This is a genomic window from Candidatus Coxiella mudrowiae (genome assembly GCA_001077715.1).
GTDB lineage: Bacteria > Pseudomonadota > Gammaproteobacteria > Coxiellales > Coxiellaceae > Coxiella > Coxiella mudrowiae.
Window position 1 is genome coordinate 1,411,346 of the sequence record CP011126.1, and the last position, 26,789, is coordinate 1,438,134.

Sequence of the window (26,789 nt, forward strand, 5' to 3'; positions counted from 1 at the left end):
TGTCGTTAATTTAAATCGAAATAAGTTCGATAATAGTTAAAAAAGCAAGAGGTTACTATCAGACTTCTACATAGGTTTCGGCATTCCTCAACCAGCGCTGTAATAATCGAGTAGCCTGAAGCGGATATTGCTCGAGCATTCGGGTAGCAACTGATTGTGCTCGAGATAATAAACATTGGTCCCGAATTAAATCTGTAATACGAAACGCTAGCATCCCAGCCTGCCGCGTTCCCAATAATTCTCCGGGTCCTCGCAATTCAAGGTCCTTTTGGGCTACTACAAACCCGTCTTGTGAATTACGTAGTAAAATCAAGCGATCGCGCGCGTATTGTGATAGCGGTTTTTGATACAGTAAAACGCAATAACTTTTATCTTTCCCGCGTCCTACCCGACCTCGCAATTGATGAATTTGGGCAAGACCCAACCGCTCTGCATTTTCTATTATTATTAAACTCGCGTTAGGCACATCCACGCCGACTTCAACTACTGTTGTTGCAACTAATAAATCAATGCCGCCTGCTTTAAAGTCCATCATAACCGCGTCTTTTTCATTCCTACTTAATCGTCCATGAATCAGCCCCACGGTCAAATGATTTAGTAATTGTCGCAATTTTTGATACGTGGCTTCTGCGGCTTCGCATTGTACCATTTCAGAATCTTCAATTAATGTACAAACCCAATAGGCTTGCTTGCCCTGTTCGCAATTTTGTTTAATTCGAGCAATCACCTCATTGCGTCGCGCATTAGACATTAAAACAGTAGTAATAGGCTTTCTTCCGGAAGGCAATTCATAAATCGTAGAGACATCAAAATTCGCATAGGCCGTTAACGCTAAGGTTCGCGGGATGGGCGTAGCTGTCATGATTAATTGATGCGGATAGATAGAATTATTATTCCCTTTCTCTTTCAAAGCTAATCGTTGATGAACCCCAAAGCGATGTTGCTCATCGATAACAATCAAACCCAATTTAAGAAAGGCCACATCTTCTTGAAAAAGCGCGTGGGTTCCCACAATCACTTGATCCTCGCCCTGACGTATTTTCTGTAATGTCTGTTCTCGCGCTGAATTATTTAAACTCCCAGTCAGCCACCCTACTTGAATTCCCAAAGGGTTTAACCATTTTTGAAAGGCACGATGATGTTGCTCGGCTAATATTTCTGTCGGCACCATTACAGCACATTGATAGCCGTTTTCCACTACTTTGATAATTGCCATCGCTGCCACAATAGTTTTGCCTGAACCTACATCCCCCTGCACTAATCGCTGCATAGGATGCGATCGCTTTAAATCTTCATTAATTTCAGAAATAACACGCTCTTGGGCTGCTGTTAGTTTAAACGGTAATGCTTGACGTAATTTATTCTCTTTCTCTGCTTCTAAATTTAAAACCGGCGCCAAATACATTTTTGCACGTGAACGTAATTTCAGAAGCTCAATCTGTTGCGCTACTAATTCTTCAATAATTAATCGTTGTTGTGCCGGATGTTTGCCTGCTTTTAACAATTTTAAAGGGGCATTCGAAGGAGGACAATGTACATAGAGCAATGAAGCTATTAAGGTTGGCAAATTAAATTCTTGACGCAAAGATTCTGAAAATAATTCTTCAAGAACATCTGGCTTTTTTAAATAATTCAATGCTTGAGATAATAAATCGCGTAATTTGGCTTGCGGTAATCCTTTTGTAGTTGGATATACAGCAGTTAAATTCTCTTCGGTGGGAATAGGAATAGTTGCGTCAACCACCCGATATTCTGGATGAACCATTTCCAATCGACCTTGATAATTCTGCCGAGCCGTACCAAAACACCTCAATCGCAATCCTCGTTTCATTAATTGTTGGTATTGTTGAGAATTAAAATGATAGAATCGTAGGATGAGAGATCCCGTTCCATCTCCGATGCAACAATGCAAACTTCGTCTTCGACCATAATTGATATTCGTAAATTCAATAAAACCCTCAATAGTTGTTTGATCAGCGTGACGCAATGCACCCAATGACGTTAATCGAGTTCGATCTTCATATCGTAATGGTAAATGAAACAAAAGGTCTTGAAGAGTACGAATGTTGAGACTAGCTAAAAGTTCAGTTGTTTTACGCCCGACGCCTCTTAACGAAGCAACAGGAATTTCATAGAGCACGTTGTCTCATTCTCCCAATACCATGAGTGCATCCATTTCTACCAACGCATTTTTTGGTAATTGCTTAACTACAACTATGGTTCGCGCAGGATAAGGTTCTTCGTAATATTCTTTCATCACTTCATTGACTGCAGCAAAATTTTCTATATCCACCAAATAAATAGTTAATTTTACAATTTGAGAAAGACCCCCCCCCGCCGCTTCAGCAATTCCAGCAATATTTTTAAAAACACGATGAACGTGTTCTTTAAAGTTACCCTGAACTATTTCCATAGTTTCAGGATCAAGAGGAATTTGACCTGAAAAATAGACAGTGTTACCAGCTTTAATCGCTTGGGAATAGATACCGATGGCATGTGGTGCCTTGTTAGTTCCAATTATTTGTTTCATCTCTAAAATCCTCCTATTATACGTTTAACCAAACCGACGTATGATTTTAACCACTTCTTTGACCTGACGTAACCTTCTTAAAACTTTCGCGAGATGTGCACGGTCTCGCACAGAAATACGAAACATAACAATATAATGTAAACCTTCACGTTCTTCTACCGTAATGTCTTCAATATTAGCTTCAGACTCCGAAAAAGCTAAAGCTAACATAGCCAGAGCCCCCCGTTCGTTAACAACTTGAACACGGACTACCGTCGGAAATATTTCTTTGGCTTTTTCCGACCACCGCAGAGGAATACATCGATCCAGTAGATGCCGCACTTTTGAAATCGAAGAACAATGTTCCATGTGAACCAAAATTCCTTTGCCAACATCAATAACACCTACAATGGGATCACCGGGAATGGGATAACAGCACACTGCGAAATTAACAAGCATTCCCTCTGTACCCTTGATCACCAACGGTGTCTCAGAAGTAGGTGGCATTTCTGTTTCCGCTTCAGCTTCTTTGGCCACAGCCGCCAATCGTTGCACTACTAAGACAGCTACGCGATTACCGAGGCCAATTTCCTCTAACAAATCGTCAAATGACTTCAATTGCATTTCTTTTAAAGTAAAGTCGATAGTTCGTTGCGATAATTTTTTTAGAGAAAGCGCATAATTTGCAAGGGACTTTTTCAACAATTGTTTTCCGAGAGAAACGGACTCTGAGCGCCGTTGCGTTTTTAAAAATTGACGAATACTACTTCGCGCTTTACTTGTTACTACAAAGTCTAACCATGCAGGATTAGGCCGGCCCGATTCCGAAGTGATCACTTCTACCGTTTGCCCATTGGCAAGTCGAATCGATAAAGGAGCCATATGTCGATCGATTTTCACGGCGACGCAATTATTTCCAATATCCGTATGAACGGCATAGGCAAAATCGATTGCAGTAGCGCCAGCTGGCAATTCCATAATATCTCCCCGCGGAGTAAAGACATATACTTCTTCACGAAATAAATCGATTTTTACATTTTCTATAAATTCCAGAGGATTTAGCGCATCTTCCTGCAATTCCAATAAATTCTTTACCCAAGCTTTAGCACGTATTTGTGATTCAGTAAGAGGAGTATCGGTCGTTTTATAAAGCCAATGTGCAGCAATACCTGTAGTTGCCATTCGATCCATTTCCGCAGTGCGAATTTGCACTTCAATAGGCAAACCATAGGGTCCAAAAAGCGTGGTATGCAACGATTGATAGCCATTAGCTTTTGGAATAGCGATATAATCTTTAAAACGCTCTGGCACAGGTTTAAACAATCCGTGAATAATTCCCAATGCGCGATAACAGGAATCAAGGTCATCCATGATGATTCTAAAAGCATACATATCCATAATTTCATTAAAGGGAATATGCTTAGTGTGCATTTTGTGATAAATACTATACAAATGTTTTCCCCGACCCGTTATTGTGTAGGAAGACAAATTACTTCGACTTAAACCCTCATCTAGGGTTTTTTCAATTAAATCGAGCATTTTTTTTCGATTACCCCGAGCTTTTCGAACAGCATCTTTCAAAACTCGATAACGCATTGGGTAAAGCGCGGCAAATCCTAGCTCTTCTAATTCAACTGATAATTCACGAATCCCAAGTCGTTTAGCAATTGGTGCAAAAATACCTAAGGTTTCTCGCGCAATCCGTCTTCGTTTTTGTGAATGAAGTGAACCCAGAGTACGCATGTTATGCAAACGATCTGCTAATTTAACAATAATCACACGAATATCGCGCGCCATAGCCAAAACCATTTTTCGAAAATTTTCTGCTTGGGCTTCAGCACGGCTAACAAATTCAATTTGGGTTAACTTGCTTACACCATCGACAAGTTCAGCAACTTCTTCCCCAAATCCTTCAGCAATTGTCTTTTTTTCGATGGGCGTGTCTTCGATAACGTCATGCAATAAAGCCGCCATAATGATTTGATAGTCCATTTTCATTTCGGCCAAAATGCAGGCAACAGCCACGGGATGACTAATATAAGGTTCACCTGTTCGGCGTTTTTGACCACCATGAGCTTTCTGAGCCATCAAATAGGCTCGATGGATAGAATCGATTTGTTCGTCGCTCAAGTAATCGAGCTTTCGTCGTAACTTTTTGAAGGGGCGCAAGACTTCCTCCTTACAGAATAGAGGTGTCTCGCCTTAGTCCTCTTCTCTAAGTTGCGAATCGGCCACAGGACTTGCGGCAGGCAAAATAGTGTTAGATTTTTTCACTTCTTCTTTTTCGGCTTGAGCTTCAACGTCTTGCGTAACATCGTATCCAGCAGCAATTTCCCGAAGCGCGATAACGGTGGGCTTATCATTATCTCGTGGAACCATAGGATCAGCCCCGCCTAATTCCAGTATATGTGCTCGCTTTGCTGCTTTTAAGACGAGATCAAAGCGATTTTCAACGTATTGAAGGCAATCTTCAACGGTTACGCGTGCCATGGAGAAACCTCTTTGTTTAAGAAAATTATTTAACTGTTCCTCAAAAGAGTTATTTTACTGCTTTTTCAATAGCTCTGCCAGAAGCCCTGCCAGCTTTTCCTCTTGTACGTCTCGCTGCAATCGTTCGGCATTAATGATGTGAACTAGGCTTTGGACTGCTTGATTAAAATCATCATTGACTACAAGATAATCAAAATCTTTATAATAAGTCATCTCTTCACGAGCCATTGCCAACCGCTGGTCAATAATAACACTTTTATCTTGGCGTCGCTTAATCAGCCGTTCTCGCAAAGCCTGCGAAGAGGGAGGTAGAATAAAAATGGTAAGCGCAGGTGGAAATAACTTTCGTATTTGTCTAGCACCCTGCCAATCAATTTCTAATAAAACATCCTCTCCCGCTTTTAATCGCTCGAGAACCCATTCGCGGGCAGTCCCATAATGATATCCATAAATCGTAGCATACTCTAGAAAAGCACCATCTTTTATCATCGTCTGAAATCGATCTTCGTCGACAAAGAAATAATCTACACCTTCCCGATCACCGGGCCGCAACAGTCGAGTGGTATGAGAAACGGAAATTTTTATTTCATCCAATTCGTTTACTAAGGCACGAACCAAACTGGTCTTCCCCGCACCAGAAGGAGCCGATATGACAAAAAGATTCGCTTTATGTCCTTTATTCAATAGTCTTGTACCTATTCACGCATTTGTTCAATCTGAACTTTTAGTTCAATAACTGCCTGCGAAACGCTGGCATCGATTGATTTATTTCCCAAAGTGTTTGCTTCTCGATTTAATTCCTGCATCAAAAAATCCAAGCGGCGTCCCCCACTACTTCACTTTGATCAAGTACTCGTTTAACCTCATTAATATGCGTCTCTAAGCGTTTCAGTTCTTCAGTAATGTCTACTTTCTGAGCTAGCCATAACATTTCTTGCTCTAAACGTTTTTTGTCTAAACCTACGGCTAAATTCTTCAAAGCGAACCATCATTCTTTCTCACGCAGCTTTTAGTAAAATAGGCATACGTTTTTTAATGGAAGAAATTAATTTTTTACTAATTTTAAGACGGTCTTCCAAAAAAGAGTTGAAGTTCCTTACCTTCTCTCTGGCGCACCCTCACACATTCATCTAAAGTGCTTTTTAGCAGATCTGAAACAGCCGTTCCTATAACATCCACTTCGGTTTCTTTTGTTTGTAATATTCCGGGCTACGCTAATACATCCATTGCGTTAACGGTGGCCGAAGAGAAAAAGCTAAGAACAGCCTCACTAGCCTTGGCCAACCGTTCTGTAAGGGCCTGATTAACGCTAACTTCAATAGGAGCTTTTTGGCCGGGCTGAAAGCGTAATATCGCTTCTATTTTACCGCGACTTAAATAATTTTGAATAATTTTCTCCGAAGACTGTTCAAAATCACGCAGAAAATCTGGCATACGTAAAGTGACTTCTAAATAATGGTGATTTACAGTTCGAATTTCCTACGTTAATGTCCCCCAGTTGACTTCATAAGAACGCCGGGCGAAAGTAGTCATGCTTGCAACCGTACAAAATCCTAAACACGCACTAACGATGGAGAACATAATAACATAGGAATCGCCGGATGGCGGCTCAAATTTGGGAAGAGATTTCTGCGAATTCTGAACAGGTGATTTTTTTCAGCTTGTTTATTATCTAACAAACGATAGTGTGGTATATAAGCCCCTCAGATTCATATAAAAAATAATTAAGAGGTAGTCATGCGACCAAGTAAGCGAGCAACGAATGAGTTGCGCTCCCTTTCCTTCACTACTCAGTTTACTCCTTACGCCGAAGGTTCTGTTCTTGTTGAGATGGGACAGACCAAAGTAATCTGCACTGCCAGTATCGTCGAGGGCGTTCCCCGTTTTCTTAAAAATATCGAGCAAGGGTGGTTAACTGCCGAATATGGAATGTTACCTCGCTCTACCCATAGCCGTATGGAACGTGAAGCCGTACGTGGTAAGCAAGGTGGGCGAACAGTGGAAATCCAACGGTTAATTGGCCGTTCCTTACGTGCCGCTCTCGATTTAAAATTACTAGGTCCTTACACCATCACCCTTGATTGTGATGTCATTCAAGCAGATGGCGGAACTCGAACGGCAGCTATCAATGGGGGCTGTGTCGCTACGGTACAAGCGTTGCGGTATTTACAGAGAAAAGGTATCTTACAAACAGATCCTCTTAAACATTTAGTCGCAGCTGTTTCTGTCGGGATTTATAACGGTACGCCCGTTTTGGATCTCGATTATACCGAAGATTCGAATGCTCATACGGATATGAATATCGTAATGACCGACAACGATGCCTTTATTGAAATTCAAGGTACTGCAGAAGGAGATGCTTTCCATCCCCAAGAATTAGAGGCGTTGATTGATCTTGCGCGCCAAGGCATTAAAAATATTATCGGAAAACAAGAAGAAGCTTTAAGGAAAAGCTAGTGGAAAAGTATATCACAAGGAATCAACTCCCTATTGGTGTCTTCGATTCAGGGATGGGTGGACTCACAGTCTTGCGAGAACTCGTTAACCATTTACCTTATGAATCTTTTATTTACTTGGGCGATACGGCACGGTTACCCTACGGTACCAAGAGTCGCGAAACGGTCACGCGTTATGCCGCTCAAATGGCGTCCCTTCTCGTCGCTCAAGGAATTAAATTATTAGTAGTAGCTTGCAACACAGCCTCCACGGCGACACTTCCATTTCTTAAAATGCAATTTCCCGATATTCCCATTATCGGCGTTGTCGAACCAGGAGCACGGGCAGCTATTAGCGCCACCAAGAATAATCGAGTGGCTCTGCTCGCTACTGAAACTACTATTCAGTCGGGAATCTACCAGAAAACGATTCTCACATTAAACCCCGAAATTAAAATTAGTAGTCAAACCTGTGGGTTATTTGTGGCGTTGGCGGAGGAAGGTTGTATTAACAACGAAATTGCGAGACTTGTTGCAAAACAATATTTGGAGCCGATTATTAATAATCATCAGCAATGCGATTCTGTTATTTTAGGATGCACTCATTTCCCCGTTTTTATTGAATCCTTAACTGCAATCTTGGGAAGCGAAATAAATATTATTAATTCAGCAACGGCAACTGCAATGGCAGTAAAATCAATTACTCAAAGAATGAATCTAGAAAGTACTGCTCAAAGTCCTCAGCTGACTTTTCTAGTTACCGACTCCCCCGAACGATTTTCTCGCATCGGCGAAATTTTTTTTGGCCAGCCTATTGAGGCTAGCATTGTACACTTGATCGATGGAATGAGAATCAATAATTAAAGGCTAAGTATATTAGCGAATGACTTGCTTTTCCCGAAAAAACTGTCTAAAACAATTAACAATCATAATCAATAATCAGGGGAGCATGATCAGAAAATCGTTGTGCTTTATAAATATTTACCGATTTCACACAATTTTTTAAATCTGGAGTAATGACTTGATAATCAATTCGCCACCCGACGTTTTTCTCCCACGAACGCCCACGACTTGACCACCAAGTATATTGATCAGGCTCCTTATTAACCACACGAAAAGCATCTACCATTCCTACTTTAGTAAATACTTCATCTATCCAGGCACGCTCTTCGGGGAGACAACCAGAATTTTTCTGATTACCTTTAAAATTTTTAATATCAATTTCTTTATGCACAATATTCCAATCACCACAAATAATAAAAGAACCTTTCACACGACGCATATTTTTTAATTGTTTCATATAATATTTCATAAATTCAAATTTAATTTTTTGTCTCTGCTCTCCTGTTGTGCTGGATGGCATGTACAATGAGACTACACTTAACGAATCGAAATCTGCTTGAATGTAACGTCCCTCTTTATCAGCCTGTTCCCAACCCAAATGTCTCACTACTCGTTTTGGTTTCTCGCGACAAAAGATTCCTACCCCACTGTAACCACTTTTTTGAGCATCATGATAATAGCAATAGTACCCTTTGGGATGAAATTGATCTCCATTGGTGATATCCAGACAAGCCTTTGTCTCTTGAAGACAAACTACGTCAGCATTCTGGGTCTTAAGCCAGTCAAAAAATCCTTTACGGGCAGCGGAACGGATACCGTTAGTATTTAAAGTGATAATGCGCATAATTGTTTTCTTCTCAGTTTAATGTTTAAATTAATACCATTACATCTGTTCCTGCTCTCTTTTCCCTACGGAAAAAGAAAGAAAATAAAAGGCATTTTATGAATCAGGCTACAGAAATAGCAAAAATACTACTCGATATCAAGGCTGTTACTTTAAATTTACGAGAACCTTATCGTTATTCCTCAGGGCTGCTATCTCCTATCTACTGTGATAACCGTCTAATCATTTCTTACCCAGAAAAACGAAAGAGAGTTATCGATGCTTTATTACACTTAATTGAAGAAAACCATTTACAATTCGATGTTATAGCGGGTACTGCCACGGCAGGCATACCCCATGCAGCTTGGATTGCGGATCGATTAAACTTACCAATGGTATATGTGAGAGATAAATCAAAAATTCATGGAAAAAAAAATCAAATTGAGGGTAATTTGGAGCAAGGGCAAAAGGTACTTGTGGTCGAAGACCTAATTAGTATTGGGAAAAGCGCTATCGCTGCTAGCCTTGCACTTTGCCAATTTGCCACTGTTAAGGATTGTATTACTATTTTTTCTTACCAGTTATCTAACGCGCAACAAAATTTTGCAAACGCTAACCTTAATTATTATACTCTTTCCGATTTCAAGACATTGATCAAAGTTGCCGTTGCTGAAGGCTATATCACTGAAGAAGAGAGACAAAAAGCATTGGCTTGGAATAAAGATCCCAAAAATTGGGACCCTTAAAAAGGCAGCCTTAAAGTGTTATCCACCTTGAGCAATTGCGTTCTAAAAATATCTTGAATACGCTTTAATTCAGATTCTGTATCTGCTTCAAAACGCAAAATTAAATACGGCGAGGTATTAGAAGGTCTAATTAACCCCCATCTGTTCTGAAATTCCACCCTTAATCCATCCAACGTAATCAATTTCGCCTCACCGAAATCCGCTTGACGAACCAATTTTTGCATAAAAATCGGTTTCTCTTCTTCAGACATAGGCAATTTTAATTCAGGTGTATTTATACTGTTAGGCAAACTTGCAAATATTTCACTCGCTGATTTGTCTTGTTTCGAAATAATACGCAATAACCTTGCCCCTACATAAATGCCATCATCAAAACCAAACCATTCATCTTTAAAAAAGATATGCCCACTCATTTCACCTCCTAAAGGTGCATTTATTTCAAATAATTTGGCTTTCAAAACCGAATGCCCTGTTCGCCACATAATCGGGTTTCCGCCATGTTTTTTAATAATTTCAGGCAAGTGGCGAGAACATTTAACATCGAAAATAATATCTGAACCAGGTAGTCGTGAGAGTAAGTCCATTGAAAAAAGCATCATTTGTCGGTCGGGCCAAATAATTTCACCCTTATTCGTCACCACTCCCAAACGATCGGCATCACCATCAAAGGCTAAACCTATATCTGATGAAGTCTTTTTTACCGTATCGATTAAATCACTTAAATTTTCGGGAATTGTTGGGTCCGGATGATGATTAGGGAACCGACCATCCACCTCACAAAAGAGTTCTATTACCTCACAACCTAATTTTTGATACAAATCAGGAGCAATCTTTCCAGCTACTCCATTGCCGCAATCAACCACTATTTTTAAGCAACGCTTTAATTGGATTTGTTTTAAAATAAAGTCTTCATAATCTTGAACAATATCGACATCGATCTGCTTTCCTGTGCCCTTCACAAAATGGCGTTCTTGAATCCGTGTGCGCAGAGCAGCGATTCCCTGGCTCGTTAATGTTTTTCCATCCAATACAATTTTGAAACCGTTGTGATGTCCTGGGTTATGGCTCGCGGTAACCATCACCCCTGAATTCGTTTCTAACCAATTAGTAGCAAAATACACAAGAGGAGTAGGCACTATCCCAATATTAAGAACAGTAAGGCCCGTTTCACAAAGTCCTCGTACTAAAGCCGCTGTTAGCTGGGGACCGGATAATCGTCCATCACGACCTACGACGATGGCCTTTTGTCCTTGCTCTCGCGCTCCACTACCAATGGCTAAACCAATAGGATAAGCAATATCAGCATTAAGTCCTCCTGCACCGACTGGACCTCGAATATCATAGGCTCGAAAAACATCTGCTGGAACGGACTCAGGCAGATTACCTTCCGAATTAATGTTGACCGGAGCTTCCAAATCCACCTACGCCTCGTTCACTATTCTCAAACTCCTCAACCACTTCAAATTGCGCTTTTAAAATGGGAACAATCACTAATTGCGCAATTCGCTCTCCGGGTTGGATAGTGTAAGGAACTTTTCCGCGATTCCAGCAAGATACCATTAGTGGACCTTGATAATCAGAATCAATTAAACCGACGAGATTCCCTAACACAATTCCATGTTTGTGCCCTAATCCGGAACGGGGCAATATAGTGGCTGCTACATTAGGATCCCGCAGGTAAATTGCCAATCCCGTGCTGATCAGGTGGGTTTCCCTAGGGTGAATTTCAAGCGGATAATCGATACAGGCCCGCAGATCAAGCCCCGCCGAACCTGCCGTTGCATAGGCCGGTAACGGTACCTGGTCCCCCAGACGTTTATCCAAAATTTTTATTTTAACCGAATGCGACATCGCGTCTCCGTGAAAAGGTAAAATGTACCGTTTATTCCTATTCTAGACAAGCCATTCCAATTCTTTTCCGCAGTTCTTGGCTGACAAGAAGGACTTGAGGGAATTCCTGGGCTCTTCCATCCCGGTATTGCGACTTCACTTTCGCTCTCTATACTTACAGCCATGCCAATCACCATGGCTATCCAACGGAACGGCCGAAAGAAAAACTCCTTCGGGGAAATGCTGAAACTCTTTCGGATGCCAAACTCATTGCTATAATCATTCAAAAAGGCAAAAAGGCGTCCGCGGTTGCGATGCTGTCGAGCTGGCACGTGAATGACTTAACTTCCGGAAATCTGAAGAATCTTTTAAATAGTGATTTTAAGCTACAGTGATTTTAAGCTACTTTCTGACCTACGAGGGGTAGGGAAGCAGTTTACTGCCAACTCAAAAGCCACCGCAGAAATACAACGCCACTATCTTCAAGAATCATTGGCGCGCAAAGGCAATCTGTTCTGCACTCAAGATGTCCAACGTTTCCTTTCCGCTCAATTGCGTCACCATGAAAACGAAGTTTTTACCTACCTTTTCCTTTACAACCGACATCGAATCCATCTAGTTCAAAAAATTATTTTATGGCTCGATTAATCAAGCCTCAATTCATCCTCCGCGAAATCATTAAACGGGCACTCTATCATAACAGCGCTGCTTTAATCATGCATGGCCCACAATCACCCTTCGGGCATACCAGAGCCAAGCCAAGCCATGCCAATCGTGTTACCATAGAAAATCTCAAAAAAGCAATGACACTCATTGATATGCACCTTTTGGATCATGTCATCATTAGCGACCCCGATTTTTTTCATTCGCTGAGGCGGGGTTCTTCTAACTCTAATTAGGTGAATTGCTGTACTCACAGCTAGGAAAATGTGAACATAGGCCCCAGGAATCATACCGTCAGACTATCCTTGCTTTGCGGTTGTGCTGATTCAGCATTTCTGGTATAAAGTAGAGCCTTATTGCTGATATTTTGGAGAACACTGTCATGGCAAGAGTATGCCAAGTGACTGGGAAGCGTCCCCAAAGTGGGAATAACATCTCCCATGCAAACAATAAAACTAAGCGCCGTTTTTTACCCAATTTAAAAAAACGTCGGTTCTGGCTGCCGGAAGAGAAACGCTTTATAACTCTGACGGTCTCGACTCACGGAATGCGAATTATCGATAAGTTGGGTATTGAGGCAGTAGTTAAGAAAATCCGTGAACGTGAAAAAAATAAGTAAAGTAAATAAAGGATTAATCCATGGCCGTCAGTCCTCGTGAAAAAATAATGCTCCAGTCAACTGGTAAAACCAAAGCAGGTAAACCAACGAATATCTATTACACAACCACAAAAAATAAACGAAATACTGAAAGAAAATTAAGCATCAAAAAATTTGATCCTCGAGCTTGGAATCCTAAAACAGGAAAATGCGGAATGCATATAGCCTTCAAAGAAAAGAAAATACCCAAATAAAATTTTTTTAGATCCCCGTAGACGCAGAACCCTCCCCTCGGGATCTAAATCCTATTTCTTCTTTGTTTGTAACCGCTGATACCTTTGCATTAAAACTTCTTGAGATTCTGGGATTCCCACAGAGATACAATCCACCGGACACACCTGACGGCATTGGGGTTCATCAAAATTCCCTACACATTCGGTACACCGATTAGGATCAATTTCATAAATTAATTCTCCCATAGAGATAGCATCATTCGGGCACTCAGGTTCGCAGACATCGCAATTAATGCATTCTTCTATAATCTTTAACGCCATAAATTAATTAATTATATTTTCTTTCTTTTTGCTAATCGTTGAGCAACAAGTGGAGGTACAAAAGGAGATATATCACCCCCCAATTTAACAATTTCTCTCACCAAAGTTCCCGAAATATGACTGTAACTTTCTTTAGCCAGTAAAAAAACAGTTTGGATTTCTGGTGATAAATGGTGGTTCATATATGCTAATTGAAATTCATAATCGAAATCAGAAACGGCGCGAAGACCACGTAAGATAATCTTCGCATTGTGCTGCTTCGCAAAATCAACCAACAATCCTTCGAGTGGTGCCACCTCTATATTAATCTCATCAGAAAAAAACACTCCTTTAATCAAATCTATGCGTTCAGCTAAAGACAAATGGGGCGTTTTACGACTGGTCGGAGCACAAGCTACAATAATTTTCTCGAACAGAAACATAGCACGTTCAACAATGTCGACATGACCCTTTGTTAAAGGATCAAACGTACCTGGATAAACAGCCACTGGTTTCATTACATGCCCTACTTATTTGAATGATAAGTATAATAGTACTTTAAACTCTAACCTACCAGTCTACGTTCCTGGGCCTGATATTAGCCGAAATCTTAGGACATATCAGCGACGAAAGGCATCAATCGCTTAATCTCTTTTGGGGGACATTGTTCCTTCAAAGCCAAGACAGACTCACCTGTCGGCAAAACCAAGCTTTCTGCAATTTCAGCTAGAGGATAAAGAACGAATTCTCGCACCTTAAGTTGAAGGTGGGGAATTGACAGCGTCTCAGTTCGAATTACCTCGTTACCATACAACAAAATATCAAGATCAATGACGCGAGCCTCCCACCGTATGGCAGAGCGCTGACGCCCTTGATTTTCTTCCAATACCTGAAGTGCTTTTAAAAGAGCTTCTGGGGATAGCCTGGTTTCAAGAGCCACAACGGCATTAATATAATCCAGCTGATCCGGAGGGCCTATTGGGCGGCTCTGATAAAAACTGGACTGATTTAAAATTGTCGTTTCTGCCAACATCGATAAATTAGCAATTGCTGTTTTTACTTGTTGGATAGGTGAATTAAGATTGGAACCAATCCCAATATAAACTATCGTCATCCTCATCCCTTTAATTCATCAATCAATTGCTGACGCTGCTTAGTGTTACCATCGCGAAAAATACGCCACCAACAAACAATTTCAGTCAAAGGCTCACCGGCGCGTTCGCGCAATTCTAAAAAATCAAATGCCGCCTGAAAAAAACGCTGGTTAGCAATCCGATAAATACGATTACGGCGTCGTCGTTCTAAATGATATTGCAACAGCCAAACAGAACGCATCATCGCTGTTAAACGACACGGAATGGTTAAGGTTTGTGTCTGGAAATAAAGAGCTTGATTTATCCCATGATAAAGCGAAGAGAATAATCGCTTGTGCTTTTTAAAATACTGCTCCATTAATCCTTGGACCATAGGCCACAAGAAAATAGCCAGCAAAAACCCTGGATTTAATGTTTGATTTTTATAATAGCGTTCATCAGTGGCTTTTAAGGCAAGTTCAATCAAACTTCGGTAATGCGAATTTCGATCTTTTTCTAGAAAAGTAACCATTTTCGGAAATAACGCCTGTATATAATTAGTGCGCATTAATAATTGATAAGAACGGTATGCATAGCCTTTGAAAAAAAATTTTAATAGTTCCGTAAATAAACGAGCGCTGGGCACATGATGTAAGAGGTTATGTAATCGGAGGAGTGGCTCTTCTGTATCTGGATGAATTTTGAAATTGAGCTTTGCTGCTAACCGCACAGCTCGCAATAATCGTACAGGATCCTCGTGGTATCGCTGAGTAGGATCACCTATTATGCGAATTAACCCTCTTCGCAAATCTTCCATCCCACCCGTGAAATCCACTACCGAAAAATTAGTAATGTCGTAATAGAGCGCATTTACGGTGAAATCTCGTCGCCATGCATCTTCTTTGATTGTTCCATAAGTATTGTCATCAACCAACATAAGTGGTTTGGCTGCTTTGCTCTCATCTCTTTCATCCAAGGATTCTTCCTTTAAATATTCTTCTGCATTAGCACGAAAAGTGGATACCTCAATAATTTCGCTGGAGAAAAAAACGTGCACTAGACGAAACCGCCGCCCAATAAGGCGGCTATTTCTAAAGAGTTTTCGGATTTCAAGCGGACGAGCATTAGTAACAATGTCGAAATCTTTGGGATGAAGGCCCAACAACATATCTCGTACCCCCCCCCCAACAAGAAAAGCTTCATAGCCGGCTTTACTCAATCGATAAAGCACCTTCATAGCATTAAGACTAATATTATCACTTGAGATCGAATGGTTTTTACGCTTAATGATATGGGATCGATCTTTTTTCCCGCCTCGAAATAAACGTCCAAGGCCATCCCAACGAGTTGGTTTAAACATGAACTCCTGCCATCGATTGCACTCTTTATGTTAGAGCCTATAATAGGCCGGTTCATTTTATGTCATCCCGCTCCCTTCGTCTAGAGGCCTAGGACACCGCCCTCTCACGGCGAGAACACGGGTTCGAATCCCGTAGGGAGCGCTATTTTAATCAATGAATTATACTTCCCTACCGCGGGTAATATGAAATTTACCTAAGTTTTTCCTAATAGGCTGGTAAAAATTTCGCGCCAATAGAATCAAGATTAATTATGCAGCTTTTCTCTTGTCCGTTAATGACCAAGCGAGGTTTCATTTTTAAAAATGTACAAATATGTGCCACAGAGGCGAGCGTTAAGTTGGCCTCACCGCTTTGAATTTTAGAGGCTTGTGTTGGACTGATATTTAAACGGCGCATTAATTTATTAAACCCGATTTCTTCATCGGCCATGTAATCGGCCATGTATTTGGCAACAGCCTTGGAGACAGCTTCTTGTAGGGATTCCAAGAATTCTGCCTCCAGTCTGGCTATTATTCTTTCAATCTCTGCTATAATGTAATTAGATTATCTCTGCTATAATGTAATTAGATTAAATTATTAAGTAATAAACCATAATATACTGCAATAAACAGTAATGATTGGGGCTGCGAAGAGTAACAAAGCTAATACAATGGCCTCCTGAAAAGGTACTGTACCCTACTGACGAAGGCAACAAGAGCCTTTCAATTTACATGGCCTAGTCCAAAATATCACTCTGAATTGTTCGAGATATAGCGAAACACTATAAGCTACACGAACGAAAATTATTTTGTTACTGTGTTAACCCTTTAGATAGTTATTTACACAAGCAAACAGAACTTGAAATTTTTGGATAGGTTACCACATAAATAAAAAATCGTTTTAGGCTCCTAGAGTTCCTGAGAAATTTTATAGGCTTATCCTTTCTATTTCTATCATCACTAGTCATGTGGTCGTGAGGAAAAGAGGTAAAATTTCGTTTTTTTCTTTTTCTTATTGTATTGTTAAGTACGTGACTTACTGGATTTACATTCTAGAATGTAATAATGGAGCCTATTACACGGGGGGTATACGACCGATCTAAAACGGCGCTACGAGGAGCACTTAGCCGGTTCTGCTAAATGCAAATACACAAGAAGCTTTAAACCATTGCATATCTTAACAGTGCTAGGAGATGCTTGGTGAGAAAACAACAGTATTTCAAGGTGAAAAATATATTAAAAAATGAACAAAAAGGAAAAACAGTGTTTAATTCAAAATCCAGAAATGCTCACAAATAAATTCGATTGTAAACCAGTCCCCCCCTCTCTCTCTCCCCTCTCTAAAAAACTACCACATAGCTACTAGCAAAGGTTTGTTGTAAATTAAAAGTGCTTTCTTAAGCAAAAATGATTCCCACTCCTATATAATCGAACGGGTTTTAATTGTCCTTTAAAAGGTTGATGAAGCAAACGCTTAAAAAGATCAAAAGAGACCATAGAAACAACTAACTCCGCTTTGGTAATGTTAAAATCATTAAATTTGATTTTAACAAATTGTTTGTGAATAATCCGATGGGGATGCTTAGATAATCGCTGCTTGAGATCTCGGCAAAGATTCATGAGCTCTTTTTCACAGCTGTCTAGAGTTGGCATATCCTGTGAGAAGGTATGTTCTACACTAATCAACTTCCTAAGACAATTAGGTTCTACCTTGTGCTTATCAACCCAACGACATCAGTTATAGAGAGTAGCTCCAAAGCTGCCAAAATGCTCTACCAAGGTTTCGAGTGGAAGTGCTTGTAAGTCTAAGCAGGTATGAAGATTCAGGGACCTTATCTTTTGTACTGTTGACCTTCCCTACTACCCATATCTTTTCAACAGGGAGTAGTTTAACGAATCCTCAACTCCTGCTGGGGAAATTATTTTTAAAGCATTCGGCTTTTGTTCGATGTTCACAGGCAAAAAAATTAACTGGGGCAAAGTTTCTTTGATTTAATAAGAAGGCATTGCTGATCGAATACCGTAATTGCCTGGCAATGTAATTTGCCGTGCAAACCACTCTTCGCGAATGAAGCGGCCCGCCTACTGCAATAGGTTTATGACGTAAAGCTGGATTATCCCGCATCTTGATGGCCGCATAAAAGCAATCCATATCTACGTGACTACGTGAATAATTTCACAAATCTTTCTGAGAGTTGTGTACTCATCATCGGTATAAGCGCCAACATGCTTTGCTTTTAAAAAATCTTGTCGATTAGGCTAGTGTCGCATATTTTGATTTTACTTAATTATCGAATACACTTTTATCATAACTCGAGGGTTTATAATGAGTGATCTTCTTAATTTACTGATGTGTAAACCCCAGCATTTTGGAGTTAAGTACGTGATCAACCCCTGGATGGTGGATCACATTCACGGAGTAGATAAGAATCTAGCGAGTCAACAATGGCAAGCTTTTTAGGATCATTTAAACCCGGTATACCAAAATTAAGCTGATAAACCCACAGCCCCATCTGCCTAATTTTTTTTACGGCTAATGCAGGTCTTGTTCACAATACTATTTATTCTAAGCCATTTTCATCATAAAGAACGTCAAGGAGAAGAAAGCCATTTTAAACAGTGGTTTCAAAGTAAGGGTTACACCATTTGTATACTACTTGTATACTACTTGTATACTACCTAAATCCATTTATTTTGAAGGGGAGGGCGACGGATTGTTTCAGCCTGATTTTCCTTATTTTTGGATGGGCTATAACATCCGTTCCGATTTACAGGCTTGCGAATATTTGGAAACTTATCTTTCCATGTTAGTTATTCCGCTGAAATTAATTGATAAAAAATTTTATCATTTAGATACTTGTTTTTGGCCTTTACTTGATGGCGCTGTTATGTACTATCCTGCGGCTTTCAATGCAAATTCTTTACAACTCATCGAAAATAACCTAGCTAAAAATAAAAGATTGATCGTTGAGTAAGATGATGCTTACCATTCAGCCTACAACGCAGTTGTTATTAAAACAGATAAAATTCCTAATAAAAAGCTGTTATTTTTATGAATGCAGCCAGCTCTGATTTAAAATCAAAATTAAATCAATGGGGCTATAAAGTAATTATTCAATGCGTTTCAGAATTTAAAAAATCTGATGGCACAAATAAATGTTTAGTACTTAATATTTAAGGGGTAATAGAATGAAATTCAATTTCAAGCGGATTATTCAATTTGAACTTAACGAGGTTTCAAAAATAGCCGTAGACACCCTCATTGCTAAAGGAAAACTTCCTCACTTTAAGCAAATTAATGAACAATGGACTTACTTAGAAACAACCAGCGAATACACTTATGAGCTTCTGGAACCTTGGATTCAATGGATTACAGCACATACAGGAAAAACATTTGCCGAACATCAAATTTTCCATTTAAGTGATGCTGTTCATTTAAAACATCCTCAAATTTGGGAAACCTTAAGTGCTCAGGGAATTGAGTCTGGTATTGTCGGTAGCATGAACGCATTGCGTGGCGAAACGAAAGGAGGCTTCTTTTTTCCTGATCCCTGGTCCAGGAAGGGAGCTACCCACCCCAAAAACATCCAACCTTTATGGGATTTAATTAGTAAAAAAGTGCAATCTCATGCCACCGCATCAATAACTTTCTCAGATTTATGGAAGAGTTTAAAAATTTGCCGTGCCTTTAAATTTCCTTTTTCTCTTTATCAACGCATTGCTTACCAATTAATTTCTGAAAAATTAGACCCTTTTATGCGATGGAAACTTCCAGGAATTTTTGATTTGTTTTTAACACAAATATTCAAATGGCTTCTAAGTGTTTCAAATTATAATTTTTACACCTTATTCCTTAACGCGTGTGCCCATTATCAACATCATTACTGGCGTAACTTTCAACCTGAGCTGTTCAACGAAAAAATAAAATCGCCGGATTGCGAACCTCATCATGACCCCCTTACTTATGGATTAGAATTGTATGACAACATCATTGCATTAGCTTTAGAATTAGCTAAAGATCCCGAAACTCTGGTGCTAATTGTTACAGGACTTTCTCAAGTTCCTTTTACGGAAAAAGAAAATGAAGGCGGTATGAATTATTACCGTCTTTACGATCATAAAGCATTATTGAAGAAATTATGGCTAAATAATTATCGTGTGGTCCCCTTGATGAGTCGAGATTGGCAAATTGAAGCAAAGATGCAATCGGAACTCGATCAAGCAAAAATTCGATTGTCCCACTTATCCGTTAATAACCACCCATTATTTCGCATTACCCAAAATACACCTTACTCATTATTTATAGAAACCGCTTTTACTAAAGGTATTCAAGAAGAAACTGAAATTAGGGATTTAAAAAAATCGATTGGGTTATTCATTAATTACTTTCATAATATTGCAGTAAAATCAGGTCACCATCAAGGTATTGGTTCCATTTGGTCCTCCGCTAACCTGCCGTTTGATAAACCCCAAATTCCTTTAACAACACTTTACCCTTTTACTTTAGAAACACTGGGAGTTACATCAAGGGATAATGTAAATATTGTGCAACGCCGGAAAGAAACATTTGTACCGCAATAGTAGTTAATATCATTCCCATTAATCGTTCGATTGCCGTTAGGCCCCGTTTCCCCAAAATTTTCATCAAAAAAGGTGCAAATAACATAATTACTGTAAAAATTGCAGAGGCAATAAGTACGCCTAAAAACACTAACCAAAGATGATGGGGATATCGAGTAACAAACAATAACACCATTGCCATTGCTGATGGTCCAGCTGTTAAGGGCACAGCGAGGGGGACGATTAAGGGTTCTTCAAAGTCTTCTTTAGCTGTTTTTTGTTCCGATGGAAAAATCATTCGAAGAGCAATAATAAAGAGAATAACTCCTCCAGCTATACTCAAGGCGGGAGTAGTAATATGTAATCCATGTAAGATATAACGCCCAAAGAAAACAAATAATGCCAAAATGAGAAAGGCAATTAGGGATTCTCGCAGAATAATTCGTGTTTGAGTTCGCGTGTCGTAATTTCGCAAGATAGCTAAAAATACAGGAATATTTCCCAGTGGGTCCATCACTAGGATTAGTGTGATTGCAATCGTATAAAGCGTCATTTAAATTCTCTCCAACCCAAGCTTATGACTGAGGAGTATATCATTTTCGCACAAGGGAAATTCAGACACAGATAATTGCTAAATTTTAAAAGACGGCCGGCAATTGTTGCGTAAGCAACATTCTCTCCTTAACGCAATCCCCTGACAAGGCAAATCCAAGCAATTTACCCTCTCGGTTGTAAAATAAAGCTTTCTGATGGTTCCCCTCCCCCCAATATTGCCATTCACCTTCTATCGTTTCGGGAGGGGGATAAGTGGCAAGGGCACAAGCAGGTGTTTTGATTATGATGGGCATAGGCGGATATTGCACAGGGTGCTTATCACCCATCAGATGACGAGCAAGAGCTCGGGCACACTGTAAGAGTGGCGCCACATATTGACGTACCTCACCAGCCACTTCGGCACAATCACCGAGGGCATAAATATTCTCGATACTCGTTTTTAGGTAACGATCTACCACTATACCCCAATTTCGCTTAAGGTTAAGCGTTTCCGCTAGATCGCATTGGGGCCTGATCCCGATTGCCGAAAGAACTCCATCAGCATGGATGGTATTCTCATCCCCCAACGCAATTCGATAATCATTTCCATCAGAACTAACGACTGTAGCTGCTTTATTTAAATGCCAATTTACGCCCTTGTCCGCAAGAGACTTCTGCAAAGCGACTCCTACACGTTCGGGCACCAGTTTGGATAAAGGATAAGGATCTGGCGATATTACCTCAACGTGATAACCCACGTTAATTAAATCGTTAGCGAATTCGCAACCCACTAAACCTGCTCCCAGAATGACAAGAGATTTTTTGTCTTCTATCCATGCACGAAATCTTTCATAGGCATCCAGATCATTTATGGCAGTTACAGCGGAAAGGCCATCACCCTGTAAGGTCGGCGTTACCGTCTTGGAACCACAAGCCATAATGAGCTTTTGGTAAGCGATCTTTTCTCGGCGAATTTGAATCACTTGCGAAGAAGGATCAATAGCTTCCACCAGCATATGAGTGTGAATTCGGGCTTGCAATTGCGAGCTCATTTCATTTGCAGAGTACACTGCTAATTGAGCAACCAATTTTTTATTAGTTAAGGCTGTTGATAATAACGGTTTGGAGTAAAAAGCACCGTCGTTGGCGGTAATAATTTCCAAGGGTGTTGTCGTGTCCAATTTACGAAATTCTTTCGCAAAGAGGTAACCTGCCAACCCACTACCGATAATAACTACTGGTTGCTTCTTCATTTTTAATATTAAAATTTTGAACAGCCTCAATCATCGCGGATACATTTTCTACAGGTATAGTCGGATCAATTCCATGTCCTAAATTAAATACGTGACCCGAACCCTTTCCATAAGTCTTTAAAATCTCGGTCACAGCGATGACAACCATCTTTGGATTAGATAATAAAAATTGCGGAATCTAAATTACCTTGCAAAGCTACTCGATCTCCTATGCGCGAACGCGCTTGTGCGATACCAATTGTCCAATCCAATCCAATCGCATCCGCTTGTTGTAATTTTTTCTAACCATTGTCCGCCATTTTTGGTGAAAAAGATCAGAGGGATTCTCCGTTCTTCCTTTTCCCACATCACTTCGACAGCAATTTGCGATAAATAATTTAATGAAAATTGTTCATAGGCTGTTGATGTTAATAACCCACCCCAGGTATCAAATATCATCAAAGCGTCGATGCCCGCTCGAATCTGGGCGTTCAAATAATTTATCGTCAACGAAGTTAATTTTTGCAATAACCTATGTAAGAACTTAGGATTTTGATAAACTATGGCTCTTGCAATTAAAAATGCTTTACTACTCTGCCCTTCAATCATATAGCAAGCCAAATGTCCAAGGACTTCCAGCAAATCTAATCAAAGGAACTTGTCGAACCAAGGCTTTAATGACAAGGTTAATCGTCTCGAAAACGTAGGAAAGTGCTTCTTCCACATCCGGATCTCTTAGCCGTTCAAGGTGTTCCATCGTTCGGATAGGATTAAGAATGACAGGTCCTACAGAGGGTTCAATTTGCAAATCAACTCCCATCGCGTCGGGAATGGTTAAAATATCGCTAAAAATGATCGCAGCATCCAAAGAAAAGCGTTCTAGCGGTTGCAAGGTTACTTCACAAGCCAATTCCGGGGTCTTACAGAAAGCCATAAAATTACGCGCTTTCTCACGCAATCGTTGATATTCTGGCAAACACCCTCCTACTTCGCACATCAACCACACTGGCGTTCCGGTCTACAGGCTGTCGCAGCAACACTCTGATAAAACGATCGTTTTTAATCATTGACATAGAGTGTGGTATTGTACACGAATTCACTGCCCCACGCAGCTTCTAAAAAACTTCACAGCTAAACTTACGCATGGAAAATTCGCCTCTAATCATTCGTGAACTGGTACAAGGGGAGCAAACGCGTTAGAAAGAAAGGGTACGCCAATTGGCAATAATGATTTAGGTTGCCGCTCACGCATTATCTCTGGAAGTCACACTAATTACCAACAATGAGAAAGAATTTGGTCGCATTCCTGGCTTAGCTATTGAAAAATTGGTGTTCTTTCTAGTGATCGTATTTAATTTCCACCACTACTTTCCCGCGTTTATTTTTTCTTGCTGGGAAGTGAGAAAGGGGGCGATTCTAAAACCGTCTTTAGAAACTTTCCTGTGTGAGAAAATTTGCATTTTGCAACAGTTTCGGGGGTACCAGCAACGACGACTTGCCCTCCCCCATCACCACCTTCCGGACCCATGTCGATTATCCAATCGGCTACTTTGATGACATCGAGATTATGCTCGATGATGACAATAGTGTTACCATCATCGCGCAGTCGGTAAAGCACTCGCAATAAATGTAAAATATCGTGGAAATGAAGTCCGGTTGTAGGTTCATCTAATAAATACAACGTGCGACCGGTTGCCCGTTTTGATAATTCACGTGACAATTTAATTCGTTGTGCTTCCCCCCCTGATAAAGTCGTTGCACTTTGCCCCAATGTGATATAAGAAACACCGACATCCATCAACGTTTGTAACTTGCGTGCGAGCATTGGGATTACATCAAAAAATTTACGTGCCTCTTCAACCGTCATTTGTAGCACATCATAAATATTTTTCCCTTTATAATGTATCTCCAGCGTTTCACGGTTGTATCGTTTTCCTTTGCAAACATCACAAACGACATAAATATCAGCTAAAAAATGCATTTCCACTTTAATAACACCATCACCTTCACAGGCTTCGCAACGACCACCTTTTACATTGAAACTGAATCGGCCTGGCGAATAGCCTCGTGCGCGTGCTTCTTGTGTGCCTGCAAATAATTCGCGAATCGGTGTAAAAACACCCGTATAAGTTGCTGAATTTGATCGTGGCGTTCGACCAATGGGGCTTTGATCGATCTCTACAACCTTATCTAAATATTCTAACCCCTTGATGGATTTATAGGGGCCCACACGTCGTTGCGTGGCGCCATTTAATTGTGAAACAACAATAGAATAAAGCGTATCGCTAATAAGGCTCGATTTTCCTGAACCTGATACGCCTGTTACACAAGTCATAAGACCAATGGGAATATTTATATCCACATTTTTTAAATTATTGTAGGTGGCACCTTTTAGCGAAATAGATTGTCCTATGTTTAATCTGCGTTTTTTCGGAACTGGAATTGTGCTTTTTCCCGATAAATAACGTCCTGTTAATGAGCGGGGATTTTCCATAATTTCAGCAGGGGTACCTTGTGCAACAATCTCCCCCCCGTGAACCCCAGCACCTGGCCCAATGTCAACAACATAATCCGCTATACGAATGGCTTCTTCATCATGCTCCACAACAATAACCGAATTTCCCAAGTCGCGCAGATGTTTTAATGTATCTAATAATCGTTGATTATCTCGTTGGTGTAAGCCAATCGACGGTTCATCTAAAATGTACATTACGCCTACTAACCCAGAACCAATTTGACTTGCCAATCGGATACGTTGCGCTTCCCCACCTGATAGAGTTTCTGCGCTTCGAGCTAAATTTAAATAATTCAGGCCAACGTTTACTAAAAATCCGAGCCGAACATTAACTTCTTTTAATATTTTTTCTGCAATCATTCCCCGGCGCCCTTCTAACTTTAGCGATTGAAAAAATTTGAGGGCATCACCAACAGACATCGCCGTAATTTCAGGAAGATTTTTATTTTCTACAAAAACATGTTGCGCTTCTGTTCGCAAACGAGTTCCTTCACAGGCTTCACATTCATTCACCGTCAAATACTTCGCTAATTCTTCTTGCACAGCCTGCGATTCTGTTTCGCGATAGCGCCGTTCCATGATAGGTATTACACCTTCAAAAGGATATTTCCGTTTAATTTTTTTACCATCATGCGAAGGAAGGTAAAAAGTAATGATTTCATTCCCACTTCCATACAGTAATTTATTTTTGATCCATTTTGGCAATCGATAATAAGGAGTTTCCATACCGAAGCCATAGTGATCGGCTAAGGAAGTCAACAATTGATGATAATATAAATTACGACGATCCCATCCACGAATGGCACCATCGGCGAGACTAGCTTTTTCGTTGTGAATTACCTTTTTGGGATCAAAATATTGCTTAACACCTAATCCATCGCACGTCGAACAGGCGCCCACAGGGTTATTAAAAGAAAACAATCTCGGTTCTAATTCTTCTAAACTGTAACCACAATCAAAACAGGCATAACGAGAGGAAAAAATACGCTCTTCAATTTGTCGGTTATTAAAGGGAGCTACTACAGCTAACCCGTCCGATAAACGTATCGCAGTTTCGAAGGATTCTGCTAAGCGCTGCTTCACATCCGGGCGAACTTTAACACGATCGATTACTACTTCAATGGTATGTTTTTTACGCAAACTTAATTTAGGCGCTTCATCCAATTCCACCAATTCACCGTCAATTCGCACACGAATGAACCCTTGGGTTTTTAATTGGTTAATAAGCTGGACATGCTCCCCCTTACGCTCTCGAACAACAGGAGCCAATATCATGATAGGTGTCCCTTCTGAAATTGCTAAAACCGCATCCACCATCTGGCTTATGGTTTGCGCTTGCAAGGGATAGTGATGCTCTGGGCAACAAGGCTGACCAACCCGAGCGTATAACAATCGTAGATAATCATAAATTTCTGTAATCGTACCTACAGTAGAACGGGGATTATGCGACGCCGATTTTTGTTCGATGGCAATTGCTGGGGAGAGTCCTTCGATGACATCTACCTCCGGTTTCTCCATCATTGATAAAAATTGACGGGCGTAAGCTGACAGTGATTCTACATAGCGTCGTTGCCCCTCTGCATAGAGGGTATCAAACGCCAGGGAAGACTTTCCCGACCCCGACAGACCTGTAATGATAATTAATTGATTTCGCGGCAGGTCAAGATCAATATTTTTGAGATTATGTGTCCGAACACCGCGCAACTGGATATGGCTCATAGGACCGATATTGTACAGTAGTGGCCTTGATAAGCGAAGCCCATTCAAGCAATTGAACCGTTCTCTCATAGAATAAATAGAGGTTCGTTAGAGTCCGTTATGAACACTGACCGTTAACCCAATCTATTACTGGGATATGTGTTGGACCTTGTGCCTTCGGAGTTGGGGCCAAGATTGTATAACCACAAGCTATTTGGCTCCCATAAAGCTGAGCGATAGGGGAAAATACAGAAGGTGTTATATTTTTTACCATGGCTTTGTAAACTTGTCTCAGATGGGGTGTGTCACACTTTTGCGTTTGAGGATTACAAAGAGTAGCTCCCCGCGTCACCCATTGATGCTCGTTA

31 protein-coding genes, 1 tRNA gene and 3 pseudogenes are annotated in these 26,789 nt (G+C 40.4%); 12 read left to right on the plus strand and 23 right to left on the minus strand.

Annotated elements, in window-relative coordinates:
- Positions 1 to 58: 58 nt before the first annotated feature.
- The 8 genes from recG to CleRt_RS12480 form a co-directional block, all read right to left on the minus strand.
- Positions 59 to 2,140: an ATP-dependent DNA helicase RecG gene (gene recG / locus CleRt_RS06605; protein WP_048875528.1), complete on the minus strand. Its 2,082-nt coding sequence runs from the start codon at positions 2,138 to 2,140 to the stop codon at positions 59 to 61.
- Positions 2,141 to 2,146: 6 nt separating this feature from the next.
- Complete coding sequence (locus CleRt_RS06610) at positions 2,147 to 2,530, minus strand: Rid family detoxifying hydrolase (protein WP_048875529.1); 384 nt, start codon at positions 2,528 to 2,530, stop codon at positions 2,147 to 2,149.
- A gap of 24 nt (positions 2,531 to 2,554) precedes the next feature.
- On the minus strand, positions 2,555 to 4,678 hold the full coding sequence (gene spoT, locus CleRt_RS06615; protein ID WP_048875530.1) for a bifunctional GTP diphosphokinase/guanosine-3',5'-bis pyrophosphate 3'-pyrophosphohydrolase: 2,124 nt from the start codon (positions 4,676 to 4,678) through the stop codon (positions 2,555 to 2,557).
- Between the two features lie 33 nt (positions 4,679 to 4,711).
- The gene (rpoZ, locus tag CleRt_RS06620) at positions 4,712 to 4,999 is read right to left on the minus strand and encodes a DNA-directed RNA polymerase subunit omega (RefSeq protein ID WP_048875531.1); all 288 of its coding nucleotides are present in this window, start codon (positions 4,997 to 4,999) and stop codon (positions 4,712 to 4,714) included.
- 54 nt (positions 5,000 to 5,053) lie between these two features.
- The gene (gene gmk / locus CleRt_RS06625; RefSeq protein WP_048875532.1) at positions 5,054 to 5,683 is read right to left on the minus strand and encodes a guanylate kinase; all 630 of its coding nucleotides are present in this window, start codon (positions 5,681 to 5,683) and stop codon (positions 5,054 to 5,056) included.
- Between the two features lie 11 nt (positions 5,684 to 5,694).
- Complete coding sequence (locus CleRt_RS12470) at positions 5,695 to 5,817, minus strand: endoribonuclease YicC domain-containing protein (RefSeq protein WP_235378989.1); 123 nt, start codon at positions 5,815 to 5,817, stop codon at positions 5,695 to 5,697.
- A complete protein-coding gene (locus tag CleRt_RS12475; protein WP_235378990.1) occupies positions 5,805 to 5,978 on the minus strand; it encodes an endoribonuclease YicC domain-containing protein in 174 nt (57 codons plus the stop codon). Before CleRt_RS12475 ends, CleRt_RS12470 begins: the two co-directional genes overlap by 13 nt.
- 230 nt (positions 5,979 to 6,208) lie before the next feature.
- Positions 6,209 to 6,433 (minus strand): YicC/YloC family endoribonuclease, encoded by a 225-nt coding sequence (locus tag CleRt_RS12480; RefSeq protein WP_082160464.1) that lies wholly within the window; start codon positions 6,431 to 6,433, stop codon positions 6,209 to 6,211.
- 303 nt (positions 6,434 to 6,736) lie between these two features.
- Here CleRt_RS12480 and rph point away from each other — a divergent pair, with 303 nt between their 5' ends.
- Both rph and murI read left to right on the plus strand, forming a co-directional pair.
- A complete protein-coding gene (gene rph, locus CleRt_RS06635; protein ID WP_048875533.1) occupies positions 6,737 to 7,456 on the plus strand; it encodes a ribonuclease PH in 720 nt (239 codons plus the stop codon).
- Positions 7,457 to 7,467: 11 nt separating this feature from the next.
- On the plus strand, positions 7,468 to 8,298 hold the full coding sequence (murI, locus tag CleRt_RS06640; RefSeq protein WP_157870967.1) for a glutamate racemase: 831 nt from the start codon (positions 7,468 to 7,470) through the stop codon (positions 8,296 to 8,298).
- Between the two features lie 55 nt (positions 8,299 to 8,353).
- On the opposite strand, the gene CleRt_RS06645 is transcribed toward murI, so the two are convergent.
- The gene (locus CleRt_RS06645) at positions 8,354 to 9,121 is read right to left on the minus strand and encodes an exodeoxyribonuclease III (RefSeq protein ID WP_048875534.1); all 768 of its coding nucleotides are present in this window, start codon (positions 9,119 to 9,121) and stop codon (positions 8,354 to 8,356) included.
- A 98-nt stretch (positions 9,122 to 9,219) separates the two neighbouring features.
- On the opposite strand from CleRt_RS06645, the gene pyrE reads away from it, so the two are divergent.
- Positions 9,220 to 9,846, plus strand: coding sequence for an orotate phosphoribosyltransferase (gene pyrE / locus CleRt_RS06650; protein ID WP_048875535.1), 627 nt, complete (start codon positions 9,220 to 9,222; stop codon positions 9,844 to 9,846).
- Here the strand turns inward: pyrE and CleRt_RS06655 are convergent.
- Together CleRt_RS06655 and dut are read right to left on the minus strand one after the other, a co-directional pair.
- Positions 9,843 to 11,243, minus strand: a complete 1,401-nt coding sequence (locus CleRt_RS06655) for a phosphomannomutase/phosphoglucomutase (protein ID WP_048875820.1) — start codon at positions 11,241 to 11,243, stop codon at positions 9,843 to 9,845. The genes pyrE and CleRt_RS06655 overlap by 4 nt on opposite strands.
- Positions 11,239 to 11,697 (minus strand): dUTP diphosphatase, encoded by a 459-nt coding sequence (gene dut, locus CleRt_RS06660; protein WP_048875536.1) that lies wholly within the window; start codon positions 11,695 to 11,697, stop codon positions 11,239 to 11,241. The genes CleRt_RS06655 and dut overlap by 5 nt, the downstream gene beginning before the upstream one ends.
- A 245-nt stretch (positions 11,698 to 11,942) precedes the next feature.
- On the opposite strand from dut, the pseudogene CleRt_RS14300 reads away from it, so the two are divergent.
- The 5 genes and pseudogenes from CleRt_RS14300 to rpmG form a co-directional block, all read left to right on the plus strand.
- A pseudogene (locus CleRt_RS14300) lies at positions 11,943 to 12,071 on the plus strand (hypothetical protein); the annotation flags it as partial.
- Positions 12,052 to 12,324 (plus strand): Mov34/MPN/PAD-1 family protein, encoded by a 273-nt coding sequence (locus tag CleRt_RS09340; protein ID WP_082160465.1) that lies wholly within the window; start codon positions 12,052 to 12,054, stop codon positions 12,322 to 12,324. The pseudogene CleRt_RS14300 and the gene CleRt_RS09340, both read left to right, overlap by 20 nt.
- Positions 12,312 to 12,575 (plus strand): JAB domain-containing protein, encoded by a 264-nt coding sequence (locus CleRt_RS09345; RefSeq protein ID WP_082160466.1) that lies wholly within the window; start codon positions 12,312 to 12,314, stop codon positions 12,573 to 12,575. Before CleRt_RS09340 ends, CleRt_RS09345 begins: the two co-directional genes overlap by 13 nt.
- 146 nt (positions 12,576 to 12,721) lie before the next feature.
- The gene (gene rpmB, locus CleRt_RS06670) at positions 12,722 to 12,958 is read left to right on the plus strand and encodes a 50S ribosomal protein L28 (protein ID WP_048875537.1); all 237 of its coding nucleotides are present in this window, start codon (positions 12,722 to 12,724) and stop codon (positions 12,956 to 12,958) included.
- A gap of 20 nt (positions 12,959 to 12,978) precedes the next feature.
- Positions 12,979 to 13,191 carry a 50S ribosomal protein L33 gene (gene rpmG, locus CleRt_RS06675; RefSeq protein ID WP_048875538.1) on the plus strand — a complete coding sequence of 71 codons (213 nt, stop codon included), beginning with the start codon at positions 12,979 to 12,981 and terminating at the stop codon, positions 13,189 to 13,191.
- A 51-nt stretch (positions 13,192 to 13,242) separates the two neighbouring features.
- Here the strand turns inward: rpmG and CleRt_RS06680 are convergent, their stop codons facing one another.
- The 4 genes from CleRt_RS06680 to pcnB form a co-directional block, all read right to left on the minus strand.
- The gene (locus CleRt_RS06680; RefSeq protein WP_048875539.1) at positions 13,243 to 13,491 is read right to left on the minus strand and encodes a YfhL family 4Fe-4S dicluster ferredoxin; all 249 of its coding nucleotides are present in this window, start codon (positions 13,489 to 13,491) and stop codon (positions 13,243 to 13,245) included.
- Positions 13,492 to 13,502: 11 nt separating this feature from the next.
- Complete coding sequence (gene coaD, locus CleRt_RS06685) at positions 13,503 to 13,988, minus strand: pantetheine-phosphate adenylyltransferase (RefSeq protein ID WP_048875540.1); 486 nt, start codon at positions 13,986 to 13,988, stop codon at positions 13,503 to 13,505.
- 92 nt (positions 13,989 to 14,080) lie between these two features.
- Positions 14,081 to 14,584 (minus strand): 2-amino-4-hydroxy-6-hydroxymethyldihydropteridine diphosphokinase, encoded by a 504-nt coding sequence (gene folK, locus CleRt_RS06690; protein ID WP_048875541.1) that lies wholly within the window; start codon positions 14,582 to 14,584, stop codon positions 14,081 to 14,083.
- Positions 14,585 to 14,586: 2 nt separating this feature from the next.
- A complete protein-coding gene (pcnB, locus tag CleRt_RS06695) occupies positions 14,587 to 15,903 on the minus strand; it encodes a polynucleotide adenylyltransferase PcnB (RefSeq protein ID WP_048875542.1) in 1,317 nt (438 codons plus the stop codon).
- A 69-nt stretch (positions 15,904 to 15,972) separates the two neighbouring features.
- On the opposite strand from pcnB, the gene CleRt_RS06700 reads away from it, so the two are divergent.
- A tRNA-Glu gene (locus CleRt_RS06700) sits at positions 15,973 to 16,045 on the plus strand.
- Between the two features lie 63 nt (positions 16,046 to 16,108).
- Here the strand turns inward: CleRt_RS06700 and CleRt_RS06705 are convergent.
- Both CleRt_RS06705 and CleRt_RS14525 read right to left on the minus strand, forming a co-directional pair.
- Positions 16,109 to 16,438, minus strand: a complete 330-nt coding sequence (locus CleRt_RS06705; protein ID WP_157870968.1) for a helix-turn-helix domain-containing protein — start codon at positions 16,436 to 16,438, stop codon at positions 16,109 to 16,111.
- An 827-nt stretch (positions 16,439 to 17,265) separates the two neighbouring features.
- Positions 17,266 to 18,034, minus strand: a pseudogene (locus tag CleRt_RS14525) (Y-family DNA polymerase).
- Between the two features lie 174 nt (positions 18,035 to 18,208).
- On the opposite strand from CleRt_RS14525, the gene CleRt_RS13540 reads away from it, so the two are divergent.
- From CleRt_RS13540 to CleRt_RS06720, 3 genes are all read left to right on the plus strand, one after another.
- Entirely contained in the window at positions 18,209 to 18,343 is a 135-nt protein-coding gene (locus CleRt_RS13540; protein WP_306686691.1) for a hypothetical protein, read from the plus strand.
- Between the two features lie 253 nt (positions 18,344 to 18,596).
- Positions 18,597 to 18,857, plus strand: coding sequence for a hypothetical protein (locus tag CleRt_RS12495; protein WP_235378992.1), 261 nt, complete (start codon positions 18,597 to 18,599; stop codon positions 18,855 to 18,857).
- Positions 18,858 to 19,071: 214 nt separating this feature from the next.
- Positions 19,072 to 20,463: a hypothetical protein gene (locus CleRt_RS06720; protein WP_048875543.1), complete on the plus strand. Its 1,392-nt coding sequence runs from the start codon at positions 19,072 to 19,074 to the stop codon at positions 20,461 to 20,463.
- On the opposite strand, the gene CleRt_RS06725 is transcribed toward CleRt_RS06720, so the two are convergent.
- The 6 genes and pseudogenes from CleRt_RS06725 to uvrA form a co-directional block, all read right to left on the minus strand.
- Positions 20,402 to 20,995 (minus strand): MarC family protein, encoded by a 594-nt coding sequence (locus CleRt_RS06725; RefSeq protein WP_048875544.1) that lies wholly within the window; start codon positions 20,993 to 20,995, stop codon positions 20,402 to 20,404. The genes CleRt_RS06720 and CleRt_RS06725 overlap by 62 nt on opposite strands.
- A gap of 85 nt (positions 20,996 to 21,080) precedes the next feature.
- The gene (locus tag CleRt_RS06730) at positions 21,081 to 22,229 is read right to left on the minus strand and encodes an NAD(P)/FAD-dependent oxidoreductase (protein ID WP_048875545.1); all 1,149 of its coding nucleotides are present in this window, start codon (positions 22,227 to 22,229) and stop codon (positions 21,081 to 21,083) included.
- Positions 22,198 to 22,362 (minus strand): uroporphyrinogen decarboxylase family protein, encoded by a 165-nt coding sequence (locus CleRt_RS14310; protein ID WP_371440227.1) that lies wholly within the window; start codon positions 22,360 to 22,362, stop codon positions 22,198 to 22,200. The genes CleRt_RS06730 and CleRt_RS14310 overlap by 32 nt, the downstream gene beginning before the upstream one ends.
- 22 nt (positions 22,363 to 22,384) lie before the next feature.
- Positions 22,385 to 22,817, minus strand: a pseudogene (locus CleRt_RS14315) (uroporphyrinogen decarboxylase family protein).
- Entirely contained in the window at positions 22,810 to 23,205 is a 396-nt protein-coding gene (locus tag CleRt_RS14320; RefSeq protein WP_371440270.1) for a uroporphyrinogen decarboxylase family protein, read from the minus strand. Before CleRt_RS14320 ends, CleRt_RS14315 begins: the two are co-directional and overlap by 8 nt.
- A gap of 381 nt (positions 23,206 to 23,586) precedes the next feature.
- The gene (uvrA, locus tag CleRt_RS06740; protein ID WP_048875546.1) at positions 23,587 to 26,442 is read right to left on the minus strand and encodes an excinuclease ABC subunit UvrA; all 2,856 of its coding nucleotides are present in this window, start codon (positions 26,440 to 26,442) and stop codon (positions 23,587 to 23,589) included.
- Positions 26,443 to 26,789 lie beyond the last annotated feature (347 nt).